Genomic DNA, 16,496 nt, shown 5'->3' with positions numbered 1-16,496 from the left:
TTCGTAATTTTAATGTGTCATTAAAAAGACTAGTATCTGTAATATTCCGGTTTGAAAGGACCTTCAACTGGAACTCCAATATAATCAGCCTGATCAACACGTAATGTTTCTAATTCAACGCCTAGTTTAGCTAAGTGTAACATAGCTACCTTCTCATCTAAATGTTTTGGTAACATGTACACGTCATTGTTGTATGCCGCGCTGTTTTTCCACAATTCGATTTGAGCTAGAGTTTGGTTAGTAAATGAGTTGCTCATTACAAAACTTGGGTGACCTGTAGCACATCCAAGGTTTACCAAACGACCTTCGGCCAATATGATGATATCATTTCCAGCGATAGTATATTTGTCAACTTGTGGTTTGATTTCGATTTTTGATGCGCCGTGGTTTTCATTTAACCAAGCCATATCAATTTCGTTATCAAAATGCCCAATATTACAAACGATAGTTTTGTCTTTCATCTTTTCGAAATGAGACCCCAAAACGATATCTTTATTTCCAGTAGTGGTAATGATAATATCAGCAGTTGCAATAACCGTGTCTAATTTTTTAACTTCAAAACCGTCCATTGCAGCTTGTAAAGCACAGATAGGGTCAATTTCAGTAACAGTAACAATAGAACCAGCACCTCTAAAAGAAGCTGCAGTTCCTTTACCTACATCACCATATCCACAAACGATTACTCTTTTTGCAGCAAGCATAATATCAGTTGCACGACGAACAGCATCAACTGCAGATTCTTTACAACCGTATTTGTTGTCAAATTTCGATTTAGTAACCGAGTCGTTTACATTTATTGCGGGCATTGGCAATGTTCCTGCTTTTACTCTTTCATACAATCTATGAACACCAGTTGTAGTTTCTTCAGACAATCCTTTGATTCCGGCAACCAATTCAGGAAAACGGTCAATAACCATATTGGTCAAATCTCCACCATCATCAAGAATCATGTTCAATGGTTTTCTGTCTTCGCCAAAGAATAAGGTTTGCTCAATACACCAGTCGAAATCTACTTCATTTAGTCCTTTCCAAGCATAAACTTGAATTCCTGCAGCAGCAATTGCAGCAGCAGCTTGATCTTGAGTAGAAAAAATGTTACAAGAGCTCCACGTTACTTCAGCACCCAGAGCAATAAGAGTTTCAATCAAAACCGCAGTTTGGATTGTCATATGTAAACATCCTGCAATACGAGCGCCAGCAAGAGGTTGTTCGTCTTTGTATTCCGCACGAAGTGCCATTAAACCTGGCATTTCAGCTTCAGCTAGTTCAATTTCTTTTCTTCCCCAAGCCGCTAGAGAAATGTCTTTTACTTTGAAAGCCACAAAAGGCATAGTTGTAGTACTCATTTATAGTATATTTGTAATTGTAAATTTTTTTGCAAATTTACGTAATAACTTTAGAATTTAACTGTTTTCTAAAAGATTTATGAATTGTTTAATTGGCTAATCTTTTGAACATTAACTAAATAATTTTTTTGGAGCTATTTTTCGCTTTTTGTTGCAGTCTTTTTGTTTTTTCTTAATAATAAAAAGAATTTTTACTTCAAGCGAAGTATAGTGAACTCCGATATAAATGGAAATCAAGTGAAATAATCGGAACTAAAAATCAAGACTATAACACGATGCCGCTTTACAAAACCATAAACTTTGATTCCAACACTCAAATCTTCATTTGGAAAATCACCGAAACCTTTGAAGAGTTATTTGGGCAAGTGGTTTTAAATGATCGCAATCGAATCCGGCTTGACGGAATGAAATCTGAAATGCATCAACGTGCTTTTCTAAGTGTTCGCAAGTTATTGCAGGAGACGGGTCACACAGATTTGGATTTGTATTATGATGAATTCGGTAAACCGCACCTTAAAAGCGAAAAACATATTTCAATTACCCATTCCCATGATTTTTCGGCTATTATCATTAGTGATAAAACCGTAGGAATCGATGTCGAATTACAAAGAGATAAAATCATCCGAATCGCTGATAAATTTTGTGACTTAGAATTTCAATTCTTAGAATCAAAAAAGACACAAGATTATATACGGAAATTGACTGTGATTTGGGGAGCCAAAGAAGCGCTTTTCAAAATCCGAAACGAAAAAGGAATTAGTTTTAAAGATCATATCATAATCAATGCTTTCGATTTAAAGGTTAAACAAACAATTGCTAAGCTTCATTTTAATAGCTTAGTGAAGGATTTTAAAATTCATTTTGAAGAAATAGAATCGATTGATAGCGAACACACAAAGCAAAATTTCACATTAGTTTATGCTTTTGAAAATTAGTGATTTAGTTAAATAACCCCGTAAATTCTTAAAATCCGCGTCATCTACGTGTCCAAAATGACAAATATTTATAACAATATTCTAAAAGCAAAAAGCGAAAACGGAAAGTTACTCGCGATTCTTATCGATCCTGATAAAGTAGTTTGGGAGAATTTGGATTATTTAATTTTAAAAATCAATCAATCACCAGCGACTCACATTTTCATTGGCGGAAGCCTTGTTAGAAGTAATATCATAGATGAGTTAATCATTTGCATAAAGCAAAAAATAAATTTGCCAATCGTTCTTTTTCCTGGAAATCCAACCCAAATTTCAAATGAAGCCGATGCCATTTTGTTCTTGTCTTTAATTTCAGGTCGTAATCCCGATTTTCTAATTGAACACCAAGTAAAAGCGGCACCCATTTTAAAACAAACCCAGCTTGAAATTATTTCAACTGGATATATTTTGATAGAAAGTGGAAATAAAACTGCAGTGGAGCGCGTTAGTAAAACCAAACCGTTGGATCGGGATGATATTGATTATGTAATTCAAACCGCACAAGCTGGTGAAATGCTCGGTAATAAATTAATTTATCTGGAAGCGGGAAGTGGTGCAAAACAAGCTGTTCCCATACAAATGATTAAAAAAATTTCTCAAAACATTGAAATTCCGTTACTAGTTGGAGGTGGAATTGTAGATTTGCAAGGAATTCAAAATGCGTATTATGCAGGAGCTGATTTAGTGGTAATCGGGACTGCTTTCGAAAATGATATGAATTTTTTTAATGAATAATTTAAAAGAATCTAATGATAGAATATTTTTTTTCTCAATATAGAGATTATCCAACATTCGACATAGTATTGGAAATTGTGGCAGTCGTTTTTGGGCTACTCAGTGTTTGGTATGCAAAAAAAGATAATATTTTAGTTTTTCCAACAGGATTAGTAAGTACGTTTATCTATGTGTATTTGTTATGGAAATGGACTTTGTGGGGTGATATGATGATTAATGGATATTATTTTGTGATGAGTATTTATGGTTGGTACCATTGGACTCGAAAAAAAGGAGATTCTGTTGAATTCCCAATTTCAAAAATTTCAAGTTCTGAAAAACGAATTGCCATTATTCTTTTTATATTTACAGTCGCCTTTGTGGTTTCAGTATATCAGTATTTTGGTAAATTTACTACCTGGTACGTCTATGTTGATACCTTTATAACTGGGATTTTCTTTGTGGGAATGTGGCTAATGGCCAAAAGAAAAGTTGAGAATTGGATATTTTGGATTATTGGGGATGTAATTTCCATTCCGCTATATTTTGCAAAAGGATTCACTTTTACGAGTTTTCAGTATTTAGTATTTACAATTGTTGCCGTTTACGGTTATTTAGAATGGAAAAAAACCTTAGACAGTTCTCGAAAAATGGAACTACAGAAATCATAAGAATTGCCCTTTTTGGTCCTGAAAGTACAGGCAAAACTACGTTAGCAAAACAACTGGCCGAATATTATAAAACGGAGTGGGTTCCTGAGTTTGCAAGAGATTATCTTCAAGAAAAATGGGATGTGAGTCAGCAAATTTGTGATGTTGATGACATGTTACCTATTGCGTATGGCCAGACCCAATTAGAAAACAGTAGTGCTTTAATTGCAAATAAATATCTTTTTTGCGATACTAATTTAATGGTGACCAAGGTTTTTTCGGAAGTGTATTATAAATTTTGTGATCCATTGTTGGATCAAGCTGCTCTTGCACATGAATATGATTTATTTTTCCTTACTGATATTGATGTTCCTTGGGAAAAAGATGATTTAAGAGATAGCCCTGAAAAAAGAGAATCGGTATTTGCTGTTTTTAAGCAATCTTTAATTGATAATAAAAAACCATTTATAACGCTTTCGGGAGATAAGAATTTAAGATTAAGCAAAGCAATTTCTGTCATCGATGATTTGACCGCAGCTATAAAAATGGGCTTTTCTTCTAGTGATTTTGTACAAATTTATGAAAATGAAATCCCATTAGAAAATATCAAACAACAATTGGGTTTTTTTAGGAACGGAATAGCGAAGAGTGATCTTGTAGGTCCAGCAACTTTATTTAACGGTATTTTAAAATTATCTGAAAATGATTTTCAAGAAAAAGTGATGTTTTTTGATAAAAATAAATCAAATTTAAAACTGGAAAAATTTGTTCCTGCATCAGGTGCCGCAAGTAGAATGTTTAAGTTTTTACTTTCTTTTTTGAAAGATTTTGATATTGAAAATGAGACCATCAATGCATATATAAACAGAAAAAAAGACACAGAGCTTTCTATTTTTATAGTGGGCTTAGAAAAATTTCCATTTTTTAAAACAATTGATAAAAAGTTGCGGGAGATATATCCTGATTTTGAATCTCTTGATCGGGATTATAAAAATTATTATTTTGTAAAATTGCTTTTAGATAAAGATTACTTTGATTTTTCCAGTAAACCTAAAGGAGCTCTTCCTTTTCATAAATATCAAAAACGGATAGTGACACCTGTGGAAGAGCATCTTCATGAATGCATTTACTATTCGAGTTCTGATAATGTTTCAAATATGCATTTTACAATGTCAGAGTCGCATCTGGGACAATTTGAAACTATTATAGATGCTATTAAAATTGAAGCAGAAAGAAAATCAGAAACAGTTATAAATGTAAGTTATTCATTTCAAAAGAAGAATACAGATACCCTTGCAGTAGATTTTGAGAATAATCCATTTAGAGATGAAAAGGGGGGATTGTTCTTTAGACCAGGAGGTCATGGCGCTTTGATAGAAAATCTAAATCAATTAGATACTGACATTGTGTTTATCAAAAATATCGATAATGTTATTCAGAATAATATTGAAAAAACGGCAAGGTATAAAAAAGCATTAGCAGGAATTTTGATGGAATTGCAGCAGCAATTATTTAAGTACCTGCACGGAATTGATGCTACAGAAATTCAACAGGAATATGTTGATGAAATTTTACTTTTTTTGGAGGAAAAATTAAATATTAGAATTCCCGAGGATTTTGACAAACTTAGTTTTGAAAATAAAATCATTGAAATCAAAGCTGTTTTAAACAAACCCATCAGAGTGTGTGGAATGGTTAAGAATGAGGGTGAAGCAGGAGGAGGGCCATTTTGGGTAAAAGATGATAAAGGCGTTATTTCGCTTCAGATTGTCGAAAGTTCGCAAGTGGATTTATCGAATGATAATCAAAAGAAAATCCTCAATGCTTCAACACATTTTAATCCTGTCGACTTAGTTTGCGGAATTAAAAATTATAAAAAAGAGAAGTTTGATTTAACAGAGTTTGTTGATCACAATAGGGGTTTTATAGTAGAGAAAACTACATTTGGAAGGAATATTAAATCATATGAATTGCCTGGTTTATGGAATGGAGCGATGGCAAACTGGATTACCATATTTGTTGAAGTTCCTTTAATTACATTTAATCCTGTAAAAAGTGTAAATGATTTACTAAAATCAGCACACCAGCCTCAATAAAATTGGAAAAAGAAAAAATTATATCAGAATTAGGCTTCAAAGCCGTTCGTAGTAGTGGTGCTGGCGGACAAAATGTAAACAAAGTTTCCTCTAAAGTTGTTTTGTCTTTTGATTTAAAAAACTCTAAGGCCTTGACAGAAGAGGAAAAAGTGTTGTTGGAAACAAAGTTAGCGTCCAGGTTAACAACGGATTTAGTTTTAATCTTAAACTGTGATGAAGATAGAAGTCAACTTAGAAATAAGGAGATTGTAATAAAACGATTTTTTGAAATAATAAAAAATGGATTAATTGTTCCAAAAGAGCGCAAGGCTACCAAAATCCCGAAGTCAGTTATTAGAAAGCGAATTAAAGAAAAAAAGAATGTATCCGAAATTAAAAAAACGCGTAGAAAACCAGATTTAAATTGATTGTTTTTCTGTTTAATATTTTTTTTAAATCTAAGGGTTAAACAATCTAAATATTTAAAAATCTTTTCTAAATTTGCACCGTCTCAAAGGGGTGCTCTAAATAACGAGCTGAGATTATACCCAAAGAACCTGGACAAGTAATGTTGTCAAGGGAAAAAATGGCAAAAAAAAGCTGCATGTACGCTATTTTTATTTGTCATAGGAAGCAATCATTTTAATTTAACAAAAGAATAATTCCCCCTTTTATTCGTAATCTTTTTACGGATGAATACCTTATTTTATTTTATTGACCGCAAAGGCGCAAAGACACAAAGTTCAAGATTTTTGTTGTCTATTATCTTTTCTTTATTATCCATTTATTCTTTTTCACAAGTTAAAGACACTACCAAAGTAAACCAACTTGATGAAGTCTTGGTGTCGGCAGTTCGCGCTACTTCAAAAACACCGGTTAGTTTCAGTAATTTGGATAAAAAGGAAATCAAGAATAGAAATCTGGGACAGGACATTCCTATTTTGATGAATTATCTGCCGTCCGTTGTCACTACTTCCGATGCCGGAAATGGTGTAGGATATACCGGAATTCGTGTTCGTGGTAGCGATGCAACAAGGGTGAATGTTACTATTAACGGAATTCCTTATAATGATTCCGAAAGTCATGGAACCTATTGGGTGAATATGCCAGACTTTGCTTCTTCGGTAGAGAGTTTGCAATTGCAACGTGGCGTCGGAACTTCAACAAATGGAGCTGGTGCTTTTGGTGCAAGTTTGAATATGTTGACGGATTCTTATTCTGATAAAGCTACGGGTGAAATTTCGAATTCTTTTGGGAGTTTTAATACTAGAAAGCATACTGTAAAATTCAGCACAGGATTAATTGACAATCATTTTGAATTAGCAGGACGTTTGTCTGCTTTAAAATCTGATGGTTACATTGATAGAGCTGCATCAGATTTGAAATCCTATTTTCTTCAAGGAACGTATGTTGGCAAAACCACATTAATCAAAGCTTTGGCTTTTGGAGGAAAAGAAAAGACGTATCAATCGTGGAATGGTATTGATGAAACAACTTTAAATAGTGACAGAACGTTCAATTCAGCTGGAATTTTTACGGACGAGTTTGGTGAAATACGCTATTATGATAACGAAACGGATAATTACCAGCAAGATCATTATCAGTTGCATTGGAGCGAAAAAGTGTCCGAAAATTGGAATGCCAATTTAGCTTTTCATTATACTAAAGGGAAAGGGTACTATGAAAATTATAAAGAAGATGCGGATTTTTCGGATTATGGATTAGTTCCTGTCGGTCTAATAACTACAACTGATTTGGTTCGTCAAAAATGGTTGGATAATGATTTTTATGGAACTATATTTTCTGTAAATTATGCAACGGAACAATTGGATGTCACTTTTGGAGGCGGTTATAACAAATACGACGGTGATCATTTTGGAAAAGTCATCTGGGCGCGGTATGCTTCTCAAAGTGAATTGGGAGATCGTTATTATGATGATTCTGTAACCAAAACCGATGGCAATGTTTTTGCAAAGGCAAATTATCAAATCACAGAAAAAGTAAGTTTATTTGGAGATTTACAGTTTAGAAATGTTCAGTACAAAGCCAATAGTTACGAAACGGGGTTGGTAAATGATACCTTTAATTTTTTCAATCCAAAGGCAGGATTGAATTTTGATATCAATGCTAAAAGCAAACTGTACTTTTCATATGCCAGAGCCAACCGGGAACCAAATAGAACCGATTATGAAAATGGAAGTCCAAGGCCAGAAAAATTGGATGATTTTGAGTTAGGATTACGTCATGCTACTGCAAAAGTAAAATGGAATGCTAATATTTATTACATGGCATATAAAAACCAATTGATTCTAACAGGTGAATTGGATGATGTCGGAAGTCCTATTAGAAAAAACAGTGGTGATAGTTACCGATTAGGAGTTGAAATTGATGCTTATATCGCAATTTTAGACAATTTAATTATTCGTCCTAATGTTACTATAAGTACAAATAAAAACAAGGATTTTTACTTTAAAAGAGACGGTGTTTTATCGCCTTTGGGCAATACAAATATAGCTTACTCTCCGAATTTTATTGCGGGTAATATTGTGACTTTTATGCCGGTTAGTAATTTTCAGGTATCCTTATTGTCTAAGATTGTTGGAGATCAATATATGGGAAATATAGATTCTGAGGTGTCTAAATTAAAAGCTTATTTTGTAAATGATATAAACATTTCTTATGAATTTAAACCTAAGACGATTTTTAAATCAGTGTTGGTGTCAGGCTTAGTAAATAATATTTTTGACTATAAGTATGTGTCTAATGGCTATTTCTATACCTATGATGATGATTATTCTAGTCCACCGGCAATTACAACAATCGAAGGGGTTGGGTATTATCCTCAAGCTGGAATTAACTTTCTTGTAGGCTTAACATTGAAGTTTTAGAATAGGATATTTTTTGCGTGCAAAGCCTATTTCCTATGGTTATACGTTATAAGTCCCTAGCGAGCTGCCAATGGGAATTGCTTAGCCGAGAGTGTTCGTTAGAACATACCTTGGTGTACTGTGATAGGGACAAAGTTAAATACATTATTTGCTTTGTCCTCTTATTTTAATTATACACGCGCAATACATTTCCATTCACTTCTACTCGATATTGTTTTAAGGGATATTGTAAACTACCTTGGCCTGTAAACAAGCTGTATTCCTTGCTGTCACAAGGACAAATTACATTTATTCCTTTTATGGACATCGTAGAGCAGCTACTTAAAGTTTGATTAGGACAAGCGGCATCGAATGCATTGTAGCCACTTCCGGTATTGAATACAAATATGCCTTTTACGCCCGCTCCCGAATAATAAATAGCATTGCTTGGATATTGTAGATTAGAATAGGCAGGTAAATTCATATTGATGTCTATTGTGAAACTATAATTTGGGAGGTATGGATTTTTATTATCAAAACCGTTGTCACTACAACTAAAGAAAAAAGGAATAATAAGAAAAAGTAGGATGTATTTTTTCATTTTAAAATATAGTAAAAGAATTAGCGAAACAAATTTAATTTATTTAACTTTGAATTATATATGATTAACATATATTTATAGGCTAAAAAAATTAATAGTATCTTTGTGGAAAGAAATCCCGTCCTGATGGGATTTTTTCTATTTATATAAATGACGAAATTATGAGCACAGTATCTTATTACACCGCAGAAGGATTAAAGAAGTTAAGAGAAGAATTAGATTATTTGAAAAGTGTAATGCGCCCAAAAGCATCTGCAGATATAGCAGAAGCAAGGGATAAAGGTGATTTGTCTGAAAATGCAGAATATGATGCAGCCAAAGAAGCACAAGGAATGCTGGAGATGCGAATCGCAAAACTGGAAGAGGTGCATTCTAATGCTCGATTGATTGATGAAACGCATCTTGATGTTTCTAAAGTATTGGTTTTATCCAATGTGAAAATCAAAAACCAAACCAACGGAATGGAAATGAAATATACGTTGGTAGCCGAAAGTGAAGCGGATTTGAAAACGGGAAAAATTTCTGTAACCTCACCAATTGGTAAAGGTTTACTGGGGAAATCTGTTGGCGAATTTGCTGAAATTACAGTTCCTAATGGTGTTCTGAAATTCGAAATTTTAGAAATTACCAGAGACTAAATCCACTATTCAGTTATTTATAGTTGCACTTTTTAATATCGTATCAAATATCATAGATCAATTATGTCAAGTATTTTTACTAAAATCGTAAACGGAGAAATCCCTTGTTATAAAATTGCAGAGGATGATAATTTTTTAGCATTTTTGGATGTAAATCCAAACGCAAAAGGGCATGCACTTTGTATTCCAAAACAAGAAATTGATAAACTTTTTGATATTGAAAATGATTTGTATATAGGACTAATGCAGTTCTCAAAAAAAATAGCAATTGCATTGGAGAAAACGGTTCCTTGTAAAAGAATTGGAATGGCAGTTATAGGCCTTGAAGTTCCCCATGCACATGTTCATTTGATTCCTTTGAATGAAATGGATGAAATGCGTTTTCAAAATAAAGTGTCACTTTCAAAAGAAGAATTCGAAGAATTGGTAATAAATATTAAAGCCAATTTATAATATTTTTGTAAATAAAATAAATTGGTACGGTTTTCGTTTAGAAAGGGATAGGTGAAAATCTATTCCTTTTTTAATTTATAAGTCTAGTATTCTACAAGATGAAAAATATTTATTTAATTTTTTCTTTCTTTTTTACCATTTTAAGTTTTGGTCAGGTTAATGCTGGATATGCTTTGATTGACAAGAAAATGTCTAATATTTCCACAAGCTCAAATAATTCTACTGAGGCCATTGCCAATTACATAAAAGCTAATTTCAAAACAGACAGCGATAAAATCCGTGCGGTTTTTTATTGGACGGCATCAAATATTAGTTACGATGTTGCTAATATGCTCACTGTAAACTTCAATGAAACTCCACAAGAGCAAATTGCGAAAACCTTGAAAACAAAGAAAGGTGTTTGTATTCACTATGCTCAGATTTTTAATGATATTTCCAATAAAATAGGAATACAGTCCTATATAATACAAGGCTACACAAAGCAATATGGAAAAGTGGCAAACTTGGCTCATGCCTGGTGTGCTGCAAAAATTGATGATAAGTGGTATTTATTTGATCCTACCTGGGGTTCCGGCTATGTCAATAGCGGAATATTTTTCAAAAAATTTAATGAGAATTATTTTAAGGCGAAACCTACAATATTGGTTTCTTCTCATATTCCTTTTGATTATTTGTGGCAGTTTTTAAATTATCCAATTACCAACAGTGAGTTTTATGAAGGTGCAACCCAAATTAATAAATCGAAGAAATACTTCGATTTTGAGAGTGAAATCATTAAATATAATGGTTTGTCAGAAATCGATAAATTATTTGATTCTGCTGGAAGAATAGAAAAAAATGGTGTAAAAAACGCTTTGATTTCGCAACGTCTTGAAGGTAAAAAGAGAGAGATATCCTATTTGCAACGGAAGTCGAATATTGAAAAATTAAATTCAATAGTCAATAATTATAATGAGGCTGTTGACTTATTAAATGACTTTGTTTATTATAGAAATAATAAATTTAAACCGATTTTAACTGATGATGAAATTAACAACATGATTCAATTGCCCATTGAAAAATTAGCCAAATGTCAAGATGCTCTTTACGCTATCGGTTCGGTCGGTACTGAGAATTCTTCTAACTTGACTTCGTTAAAAAAATCTGTCAATGATGTTTTGGCGCAAGCAAAAGAGCATGAATTATTTGTACAAGAATATCTGAGTAAGTCAAAAATTGCCAGAAAAACTATGTTTACTAAGGTTTTTTGGTCCGGAGTTCCACTAAACTAAATTGCTTTTTTTAAAACTGACTTGCATGGTCGTTCCTTTTCCTATTTCGGAATTCAGCACTTTTATGGTTCCTTTGTGATATTCTTCTACAATTCTTTTTGTTAATGAAAGACCTAAGCCCCAACCCCGTTTTTTAGTTGTAAAACCAGGTTCAAATATAGTTTTGAATTGTTTTTTTTGAATTCCACCTCCTGAATCCATAATGTTTATGTTCACATACTCCCCTTCTTGCACTATTTCCAGCGCTAATTTACCTCTTCCTTTCATGGCATCGATTGCATTTTTCACCAAATTTTCAATGGTCCAGCTGTGGAGGGTTGGATTAAGAGAAACCATAATAGGTGACTTTGGTGCTTTGAATGAAAATTCAATTTGTTTTGAAAATCGAGATTGCAGATAGTCGTAAGACTGTAGTGTTTCTTCTACAATATCTTTGTTTTCTAATTTTGGTTCTGAACCTATCTTCGAAAAACGGTCTGTTATGGTTTGTAAACGTTCAATGTCTTTTTCAATTTCGAAAGTTGTACTCTCCTCTACATTTTCGGATTTCAGGAGCTCTACCCAGCCTATCAAAGAAGAAAGGGGCGTTCCTATTTGGTGTGCAGTTTCTTTTGCCATTCCAGCCCAAAGTTTGTTTTGAGTGGCCATTTTGATACTTCGATAGAAATTATAAACGAGACCACCAAATAGTACTATGATAAGCAATAAAGCAATTGGGTAATATTTAAGTTTATTCAGTAATGCCGAATTGCCATAGTAGAGTTTTTGAAATTTTCCAGGTACATATTCAATGACAATAGGTTCGTTTTCGTTTTTTAACTGATGTAAAAATGCTTTAGCTTTAGGTTTGTTTTTCACTATAGCATCATCAATATTTACAGTATTAATGATACTGTCATTTTCCGTAAGTATAATAGGAATAGAGGTGTTGTCAGTGAAAATCTGACGCGGAAGTTCCACGTCAGTATTTTCATCTGCATTGATGAGTGTTTTTTGTGCTTTCGCCCAAAGGTTCATTTTTAATCGTTCTTCATTTTTGAAGATTTGAAAAAAAGTGTAAGTGTTCCAGAGAATTAATGAAATTATTAAAAAAGAAACAAAAATTATAATCCAACGGGTTGTATTTTTTCTTTCAGAAAACTGCATATATTGAATTTTGAGGTATAAATATAACGAAATATCGGCACTATTATTTTAGTTTTATACAAAGAATTATTCTGGTAAAAACTATTGTAATTATTTGTCTTAAATCTCTTTGATCCTAGTTCTTAAATTTGATTCATTTGTCTATTTTTGTATCTTCGAAAATAAATTAAAGATATGATTACTATTGATCCTAAAAGTATCGAAACAGCTAAGTTGCAAGGCTATTTACAAAGTGCTGTGGGGCCTAGGCCAATAGCTTTTGCAAGTACTATTGGTGTAAATGGAATTCCTAATTTATCACCATTTAGTTTCTTTAATGTGTTCAGCGCCAATCCTCCAATTCTTATTTTCTCACCGGCAAGACGCGTTCGAGATAATTCGACAAAACATACTTTAATTAATGCAGAAGCTACTCGTGAAGTAGTAATTAATGTGGTAAATTATGATATTGTACAGCAAACTTCTCTTGCAAGTACAGAATATGCGGATGGTGTAAATGAGTTTGTAAAATCCGGTTTGACGGCTATTCCTTCTGATATCGTAAAGCCTTTCAGAGTAAAAGAATCACCGGTTCAATTTGAATGCAAAGTCACGCAAATTATTCCATTGGGAAGTGAAGGAGGAGCCGGAAATTTAATACTTTGCGAAGTAGTGCGAATTCACATAGACGAAGCAGTGTTAGATGAAAATGGCGCAATTGATCAGTATAAAATAGATTTGGTTTCCAGATTAGGCAGTAATTGGTATTCCAGATCGAATCAAGGGCTTTTTGAAGTGCCAAAGCCACTTTCGACATTAGGAATTGGTATAGATGCTATTCCAGATTTTATAAAAGAAAGTCCTGTTTTTAATGGAAATGATTTAGGAATGTTAGGTAATATAGAAGCCTTGCCTACAATGGAAGAAGTTAGTATATTTGTAAAAAAGAATTTTGCCGTAAAAGGCGTTTTAAGTTCTGATGATCAGGAAAAAGTGCACTTGGAAGCTAAAAAATATCTCGATAACAATGATGTTTTGTCTGCTTGGAAAGTGCTTTTAGCAAAAAAATAACTTAAATAACAATAAAAATTAACGAAGATGGAAGTTACAGGAAAAATTAAAATGCTTGGGGATGCTAAGAATGTAGGAAACGGTAGTTTCTTAAAAAGAGAGCTTGTAGTAACAACAGAGGAACAATATCCACAACACATTTTAGTGGAATTTGTACAAGATAAATGTGATTTATTGAATAGTTTTAAAGTAGGTGAAGCAGTGAAAGTTTCTATCAATTTGAGAGGGCGTGAATGGGTTGATCCACAAGGAGTGACTAAATATTTCAATGCAATCCAAGGATGGAGAGTAGAAAGAGTGGCTGCTGAGGCGCCTAACGCGCAAATGCCTCCAATGCCAGCGGCTGAAGCATTTGCTCCAGCTACAAATTTAAATGAAGAAGAAGCGGATGATTTGCCTTTTTAATCATTTGATTTCTTATTAATAGTAAAAAGCCCGATAGTTATTCAAATAATTGTCGGGTTTTTATAGTTGTATACAGCATGTATTTATCTAAAGAATTGGTTTTTCCTCCTGTTTCTCAGGCTAATGCTGATGGGATTTTAGCCGTAGGCGGGGACTTGTCGCCAGAGCGTTTGCAGCTCGCTTACAATAGCGGAATTTTTCCTTGGTTTGAAGAAGGAGAGCCTATTATTTGGTGGTCACCGAATCCCAGAATGGTTTTATTTCTGGATGAGTTGATTGTTTCCAAAAGCATGCGGAACATTATCAACAGGAATATTTTTAAAGTTACCTATAATCAAAATTTCAGGGAGGTAATCTCGAACTGCCAGAAAATAAAACGTGATGGGCAAAACGGGACGTGGATTACCAATGATATGATTGAAGCCTATTGCAAATTGAATGAATTAGGAATAGCAAAATCGGTAGAAGTTTGGCAAGATCGCGAGTTAGTTGGAGGTTTGTATGGTGTCGATTTGGGAAATATTTTCTGCGGAGAAAGTATGTTTTCGACAGTCTCAAACGCTTCAAAAGTAGCTTTTATTGCTTTGGTAAGCCAATTAAAGGCGGCCAATTATAAATTATTAGATTGTCAGGTTTATAATCCGCATCTCGAAAGTTTGGGCTGTCGGGAAATTGACAGAGAAGAATTTATAAGTATTTTGAATATTTCTAATAAGTAAATTTAGTTATCTTTCTTTGTTTTTTGAATTTTAAAAAATAAGAATCTTATAGCCTGGTAAATTTTATAATCTAATGGATAATAACCTTTTTGTTAGCGAAATCTACATCTATCCTATCAAAAGTTTAGGCGGAATCAGTTGTCAAAGTGCCAGAGCTGAAGAAATGGGTTTTGAAAACGACAGACGATGGATGTTAATTGATAAAAATAATCAATTTATAAGCCAAAGAAATCATCCTATTCTAAGTCAATTCCATACTCAGATTTTAGATGGTAAAATTGAGGTAATGTATCAAGATAAAAAACACACTTTTTTTATTAATGAAAATACAAATAGTTCTATTTTAGTACCTGTTTGGGACGATCAAAGTGAGGTTTTCGAAGTTAATGAAACGACATCAGATTGGTTTAGTGAATGTATTGGTTTTGCCTGTAAGTTGGTGAAAATCATGTATATTGGAGATAGAAAACATAAAAGTAAAGCATTAAATGTTACTTTCAATGTTAGCTTAGCAGATGGCTATCCCTATTTATTGGTAGGTAGCAAAAGTTTAGACCAACTAAATGAAAAATTAGAAGAAAAGATTACTGTGGCAAGATTTAGGCCCAATATCGTTATTAAAAGCAGGCTGGCACATGAAGAGGATCACTTTGGGATTGTCAAAATTGGGGATGTTACATTTAAAAATGTAAAGCCTTGCGGCAGATGCATAATGGTCAATAATGATCCGATTAAAAGTATTATTTTAAAGGAACCTTTAAAGACCCTAAGCACTTATCGAAACGTGAATAACAGCGTTCTTTTTGGCACCAATTTAGTATGTGTCACAGAGGGTGTCGTTACTGTCGGAGATGTTTTAAGTTTTTAAAACTTAAGTTTGTTAAAACTCCAATCCAAGCTGTTAAATAGTATCAATTCATTTTCCAATGTTGGTAAATCCAAAATCAGTTTCAAAGTTTCATGCGCCATCATTGTTCCAATTATCCCTGGTAGGGTACCCAATACTCCATTCAAATTACAATTGGGAACATCTTTTGGATTTGGCGGTTCAGGGAATAAGTCACGAAGATTTTTATTTCCATTATGATTGAAAACCGCCATCTGCCCCTCAAATTTTAGGATGCTGCCATAGACCAATGATTTTCGTAACGTAACACAAGTGTCATTTACTAGATAGCGGGTTTGAAAATTATCGCAGCCGTCAACGATTATATCAAAATTCATTATGATTTGTGCTGCGTTTTCAATAGTTAATTTTTCTTCAAAAGCGATAATATCAATCAATGGATTTAAAGCTTCTAAAACTGATTTTGCCGTAATTGCTTTTGATTTACCAACGTGTTTGTCAGTATACAAAATTTGGCGGTGTAAGTTGTGTAATTCAATTTTGTCAAAATCTACTATTCCAATAGTACCTATTCCGGCGGTTGCTATATATTGCAAAATAGGGCAGCCTAATCCACCTGCGCCAATCACTAAAATTTTGGCTTTTTTGAGTTTTTCTTGTCCCGAATCCCCTATTTCAGGCAACATCATTTGTCGGTTATACCGTAAAAAATCTTGAATAATACCCATGTTTTTCGCAAT

At 33.3% G+C, this 16,496-nt stretch carries 17 protein-coding genes; 13 read left to right on the top strand and 4 right to left on the bottom strand.

The genetic code is table 11. The annotated features are described in order from the left end of the window. Positions 1-29: 29 nt before the first annotated feature. Positions 30-1,346: an adenosylhomocysteinase gene (gene ahcY, locus ACNQGN_RS05400; RefSeq protein ID WP_417986821.1), complete on the bottom strand. Its 1,317-nt coding sequence runs from the start codon at positions 1,344-1,346 to the stop codon at positions 30-32. Positions 1,347-1,621: 275 nt separating this feature from the next. Here ahcY and ACNQGN_RS05395 point away from each other — a divergent pair, with 275 nt between their 5' ends. The 6 genes from ACNQGN_RS05395 (at position 1,622) to ACNQGN_RS05370 (ending at position 8,647) form a co-directional block, all read left to right on the top strand. After that, positions 1,622-2,281, top strand: a complete 660-nt coding sequence (locus tag ACNQGN_RS05395; RefSeq protein ID WP_417986820.1) for a 4'-phosphopantetheinyl transferase family protein — start codon at positions 1,622-1,624, stop codon at positions 2,279-2,281. A gap of 57 nt (positions 2,282-2,338) precedes the next feature. Further along, positions 2,339-3,055, top strand: a complete 717-nt coding sequence (locus ACNQGN_RS05390; RefSeq protein WP_417986819.1) for a phosphoglycerol geranylgeranyltransferase — start codon at positions 2,339-2,341, stop codon at positions 3,053-3,055. A 14-nt stretch (positions 3,056-3,069) separates the two neighbouring features. Then, complete coding sequence (gene pnuC, locus ACNQGN_RS05385) at positions 3,070-3,705, top strand: nicotinamide riboside transporter PnuC (RefSeq protein WP_417986818.1); 636 nt, start codon at positions 3,070-3,072, stop codon at positions 3,703-3,705. Continuing rightward, complete coding sequence (locus tag ACNQGN_RS05380) at positions 3,654-5,780, top strand: DUF4301 family protein (RefSeq protein WP_417986817.1); 2,127 nt, start codon at positions 3,654-3,656, stop codon at positions 5,778-5,780. The genes pnuC and ACNQGN_RS05380 overlap by 52 nt, the downstream gene beginning before the upstream one ends. Before the next feature lie 2 nt (positions 5,781-5,782). Further along, a complete protein-coding gene (gene arfB, locus ACNQGN_RS05375; RefSeq protein ID WP_417986816.1) occupies positions 5,783-6,187 on the top strand; it encodes an alternative ribosome rescue aminoacyl-tRNA hydrolase ArfB in 405 nt (134 codons plus the stop codon). 264 nt (positions 6,188-6,451) lie between these two features. Then, positions 6,452-8,647 carry a TonB-dependent receptor gene (locus tag ACNQGN_RS05370; RefSeq protein WP_417986815.1) on the top strand — a complete coding sequence of 732 codons (2,196 nt, stop codon included), beginning with the start codon at positions 6,452-6,454 and terminating at the stop codon, positions 8,645-8,647. A gap of 166 nt (positions 8,648-8,813) precedes the next feature. Here ACNQGN_RS05370 and ACNQGN_RS05365 read toward each other — a convergent pair whose 3' ends face one another. Then, a complete protein-coding gene (locus tag ACNQGN_RS05365; protein ID WP_417986814.1) occupies positions 8,814-9,227 on the bottom strand; it encodes a Rieske (2Fe-2S) protein in 414 nt (137 codons plus the stop codon). Between the two features lie 161 nt (positions 9,228-9,388). On the opposite strand from ACNQGN_RS05365, the gene greA reads away from it, so the two are divergent. The 3 genes from greA (at position 9,389) to ACNQGN_RS05350 (ending at position 11,589) form a co-directional block, all read left to right on the top strand. Next, entirely contained in the window at positions 9,389-9,865 is a 477-nt protein-coding gene (gene greA / locus ACNQGN_RS05360) for a transcription elongation factor GreA (protein ID WP_073352474.1), read from the top strand. Positions 9,866-9,928: 63 nt separating this feature from the next. Continuing rightward, a complete protein-coding gene (locus ACNQGN_RS05355; RefSeq protein WP_417986813.1) occupies positions 9,929-10,318 on the top strand; it encodes an HIT family protein in 390 nt (129 codons plus the stop codon). Between the two features lie 98 nt (positions 10,319-10,416). Further along, positions 10,417-11,589 (top strand): transglutaminase domain-containing protein, encoded by a 1,173-nt coding sequence (locus ACNQGN_RS05350; RefSeq protein ID WP_417986812.1) that lies wholly within the window; start codon positions 10,417-10,419, stop codon positions 11,587-11,589. Here ACNQGN_RS05350 and ACNQGN_RS05345 read toward each other — a convergent pair. Continuing rightward, positions 11,581-12,735 carry a sensor histidine kinase gene (locus ACNQGN_RS05345; RefSeq protein WP_417986811.1) on the bottom strand — a complete coding sequence of 385 codons (1,155 nt, stop codon included), beginning with the start codon at positions 12,733-12,735 and terminating at the stop codon, positions 11,581-11,583. The two genes, ACNQGN_RS05350 and ACNQGN_RS05345, sit on opposite strands and share 9 nt — an antisense overlap. A gap of 174 nt (positions 12,736-12,909) precedes the next feature. Between ACNQGN_RS05345 and ACNQGN_RS05340 the strand changes: the two genes are divergently transcribed. From ACNQGN_RS05340 to ACNQGN_RS05325, 4 genes are all read left to right on the top strand, one after another. Then, on the top strand, positions 12,910-13,785 hold the full coding sequence (locus ACNQGN_RS05340) for a flavin reductase family protein (RefSeq protein WP_417986810.1): 876 nt from the start codon (positions 12,910-12,912) through the stop codon (positions 13,783-13,785). Between the two features lie 27 nt (positions 13,786-13,812). Continuing rightward, positions 13,813-14,190: a DUF3127 domain-containing protein gene (locus tag ACNQGN_RS05335; RefSeq protein ID WP_417986809.1), complete on the top strand. Its 378-nt coding sequence runs from the start codon at positions 13,813-13,815 to the stop codon at positions 14,188-14,190. Between the two features lie 77 nt (positions 14,191-14,267). Continuing rightward, entirely contained in the window at positions 14,268-14,909 is a 642-nt protein-coding gene (gene aat, locus ACNQGN_RS05330; RefSeq protein ID WP_417986808.1) for a leucyl/phenylalanyl-tRNA--protein transferase, read from the top strand. A gap of 73 nt (positions 14,910-14,982) precedes the next feature. Next, positions 14,983-15,777: an MOSC domain-containing protein gene (locus ACNQGN_RS05325; RefSeq protein ID WP_417986807.1), complete on the top strand. Its 795-nt coding sequence runs from the start codon at positions 14,983-14,985 to the stop codon at positions 15,775-15,777. Here ACNQGN_RS05325 and ACNQGN_RS05320 read toward each other — a convergent pair. Continuing rightward, positions 15,774-16,484, bottom strand: a complete 711-nt coding sequence (locus ACNQGN_RS05320; protein ID WP_417986806.1) for a HesA/MoeB/ThiF family protein — start codon at positions 16,482-16,484, stop codon at positions 15,774-15,776. The two genes, ACNQGN_RS05325 and ACNQGN_RS05320, sit on opposite strands and share 4 nt — an antisense overlap. Positions 16,485-16,496 lie beyond the last annotated feature (12 nt).

This window comes from Flavobacterium rhamnosi (genome assembly GCF_048286515.1).
Lineage (GTDB): Bacteria > Bacteroidota > Bacteroidia > Flavobacteriales > Flavobacteriaceae > Flavobacterium.
Note: the sequence above shows the minus strand (reverse complement) of the source record. Positions and strands in the feature narration are given on the sequence as shown.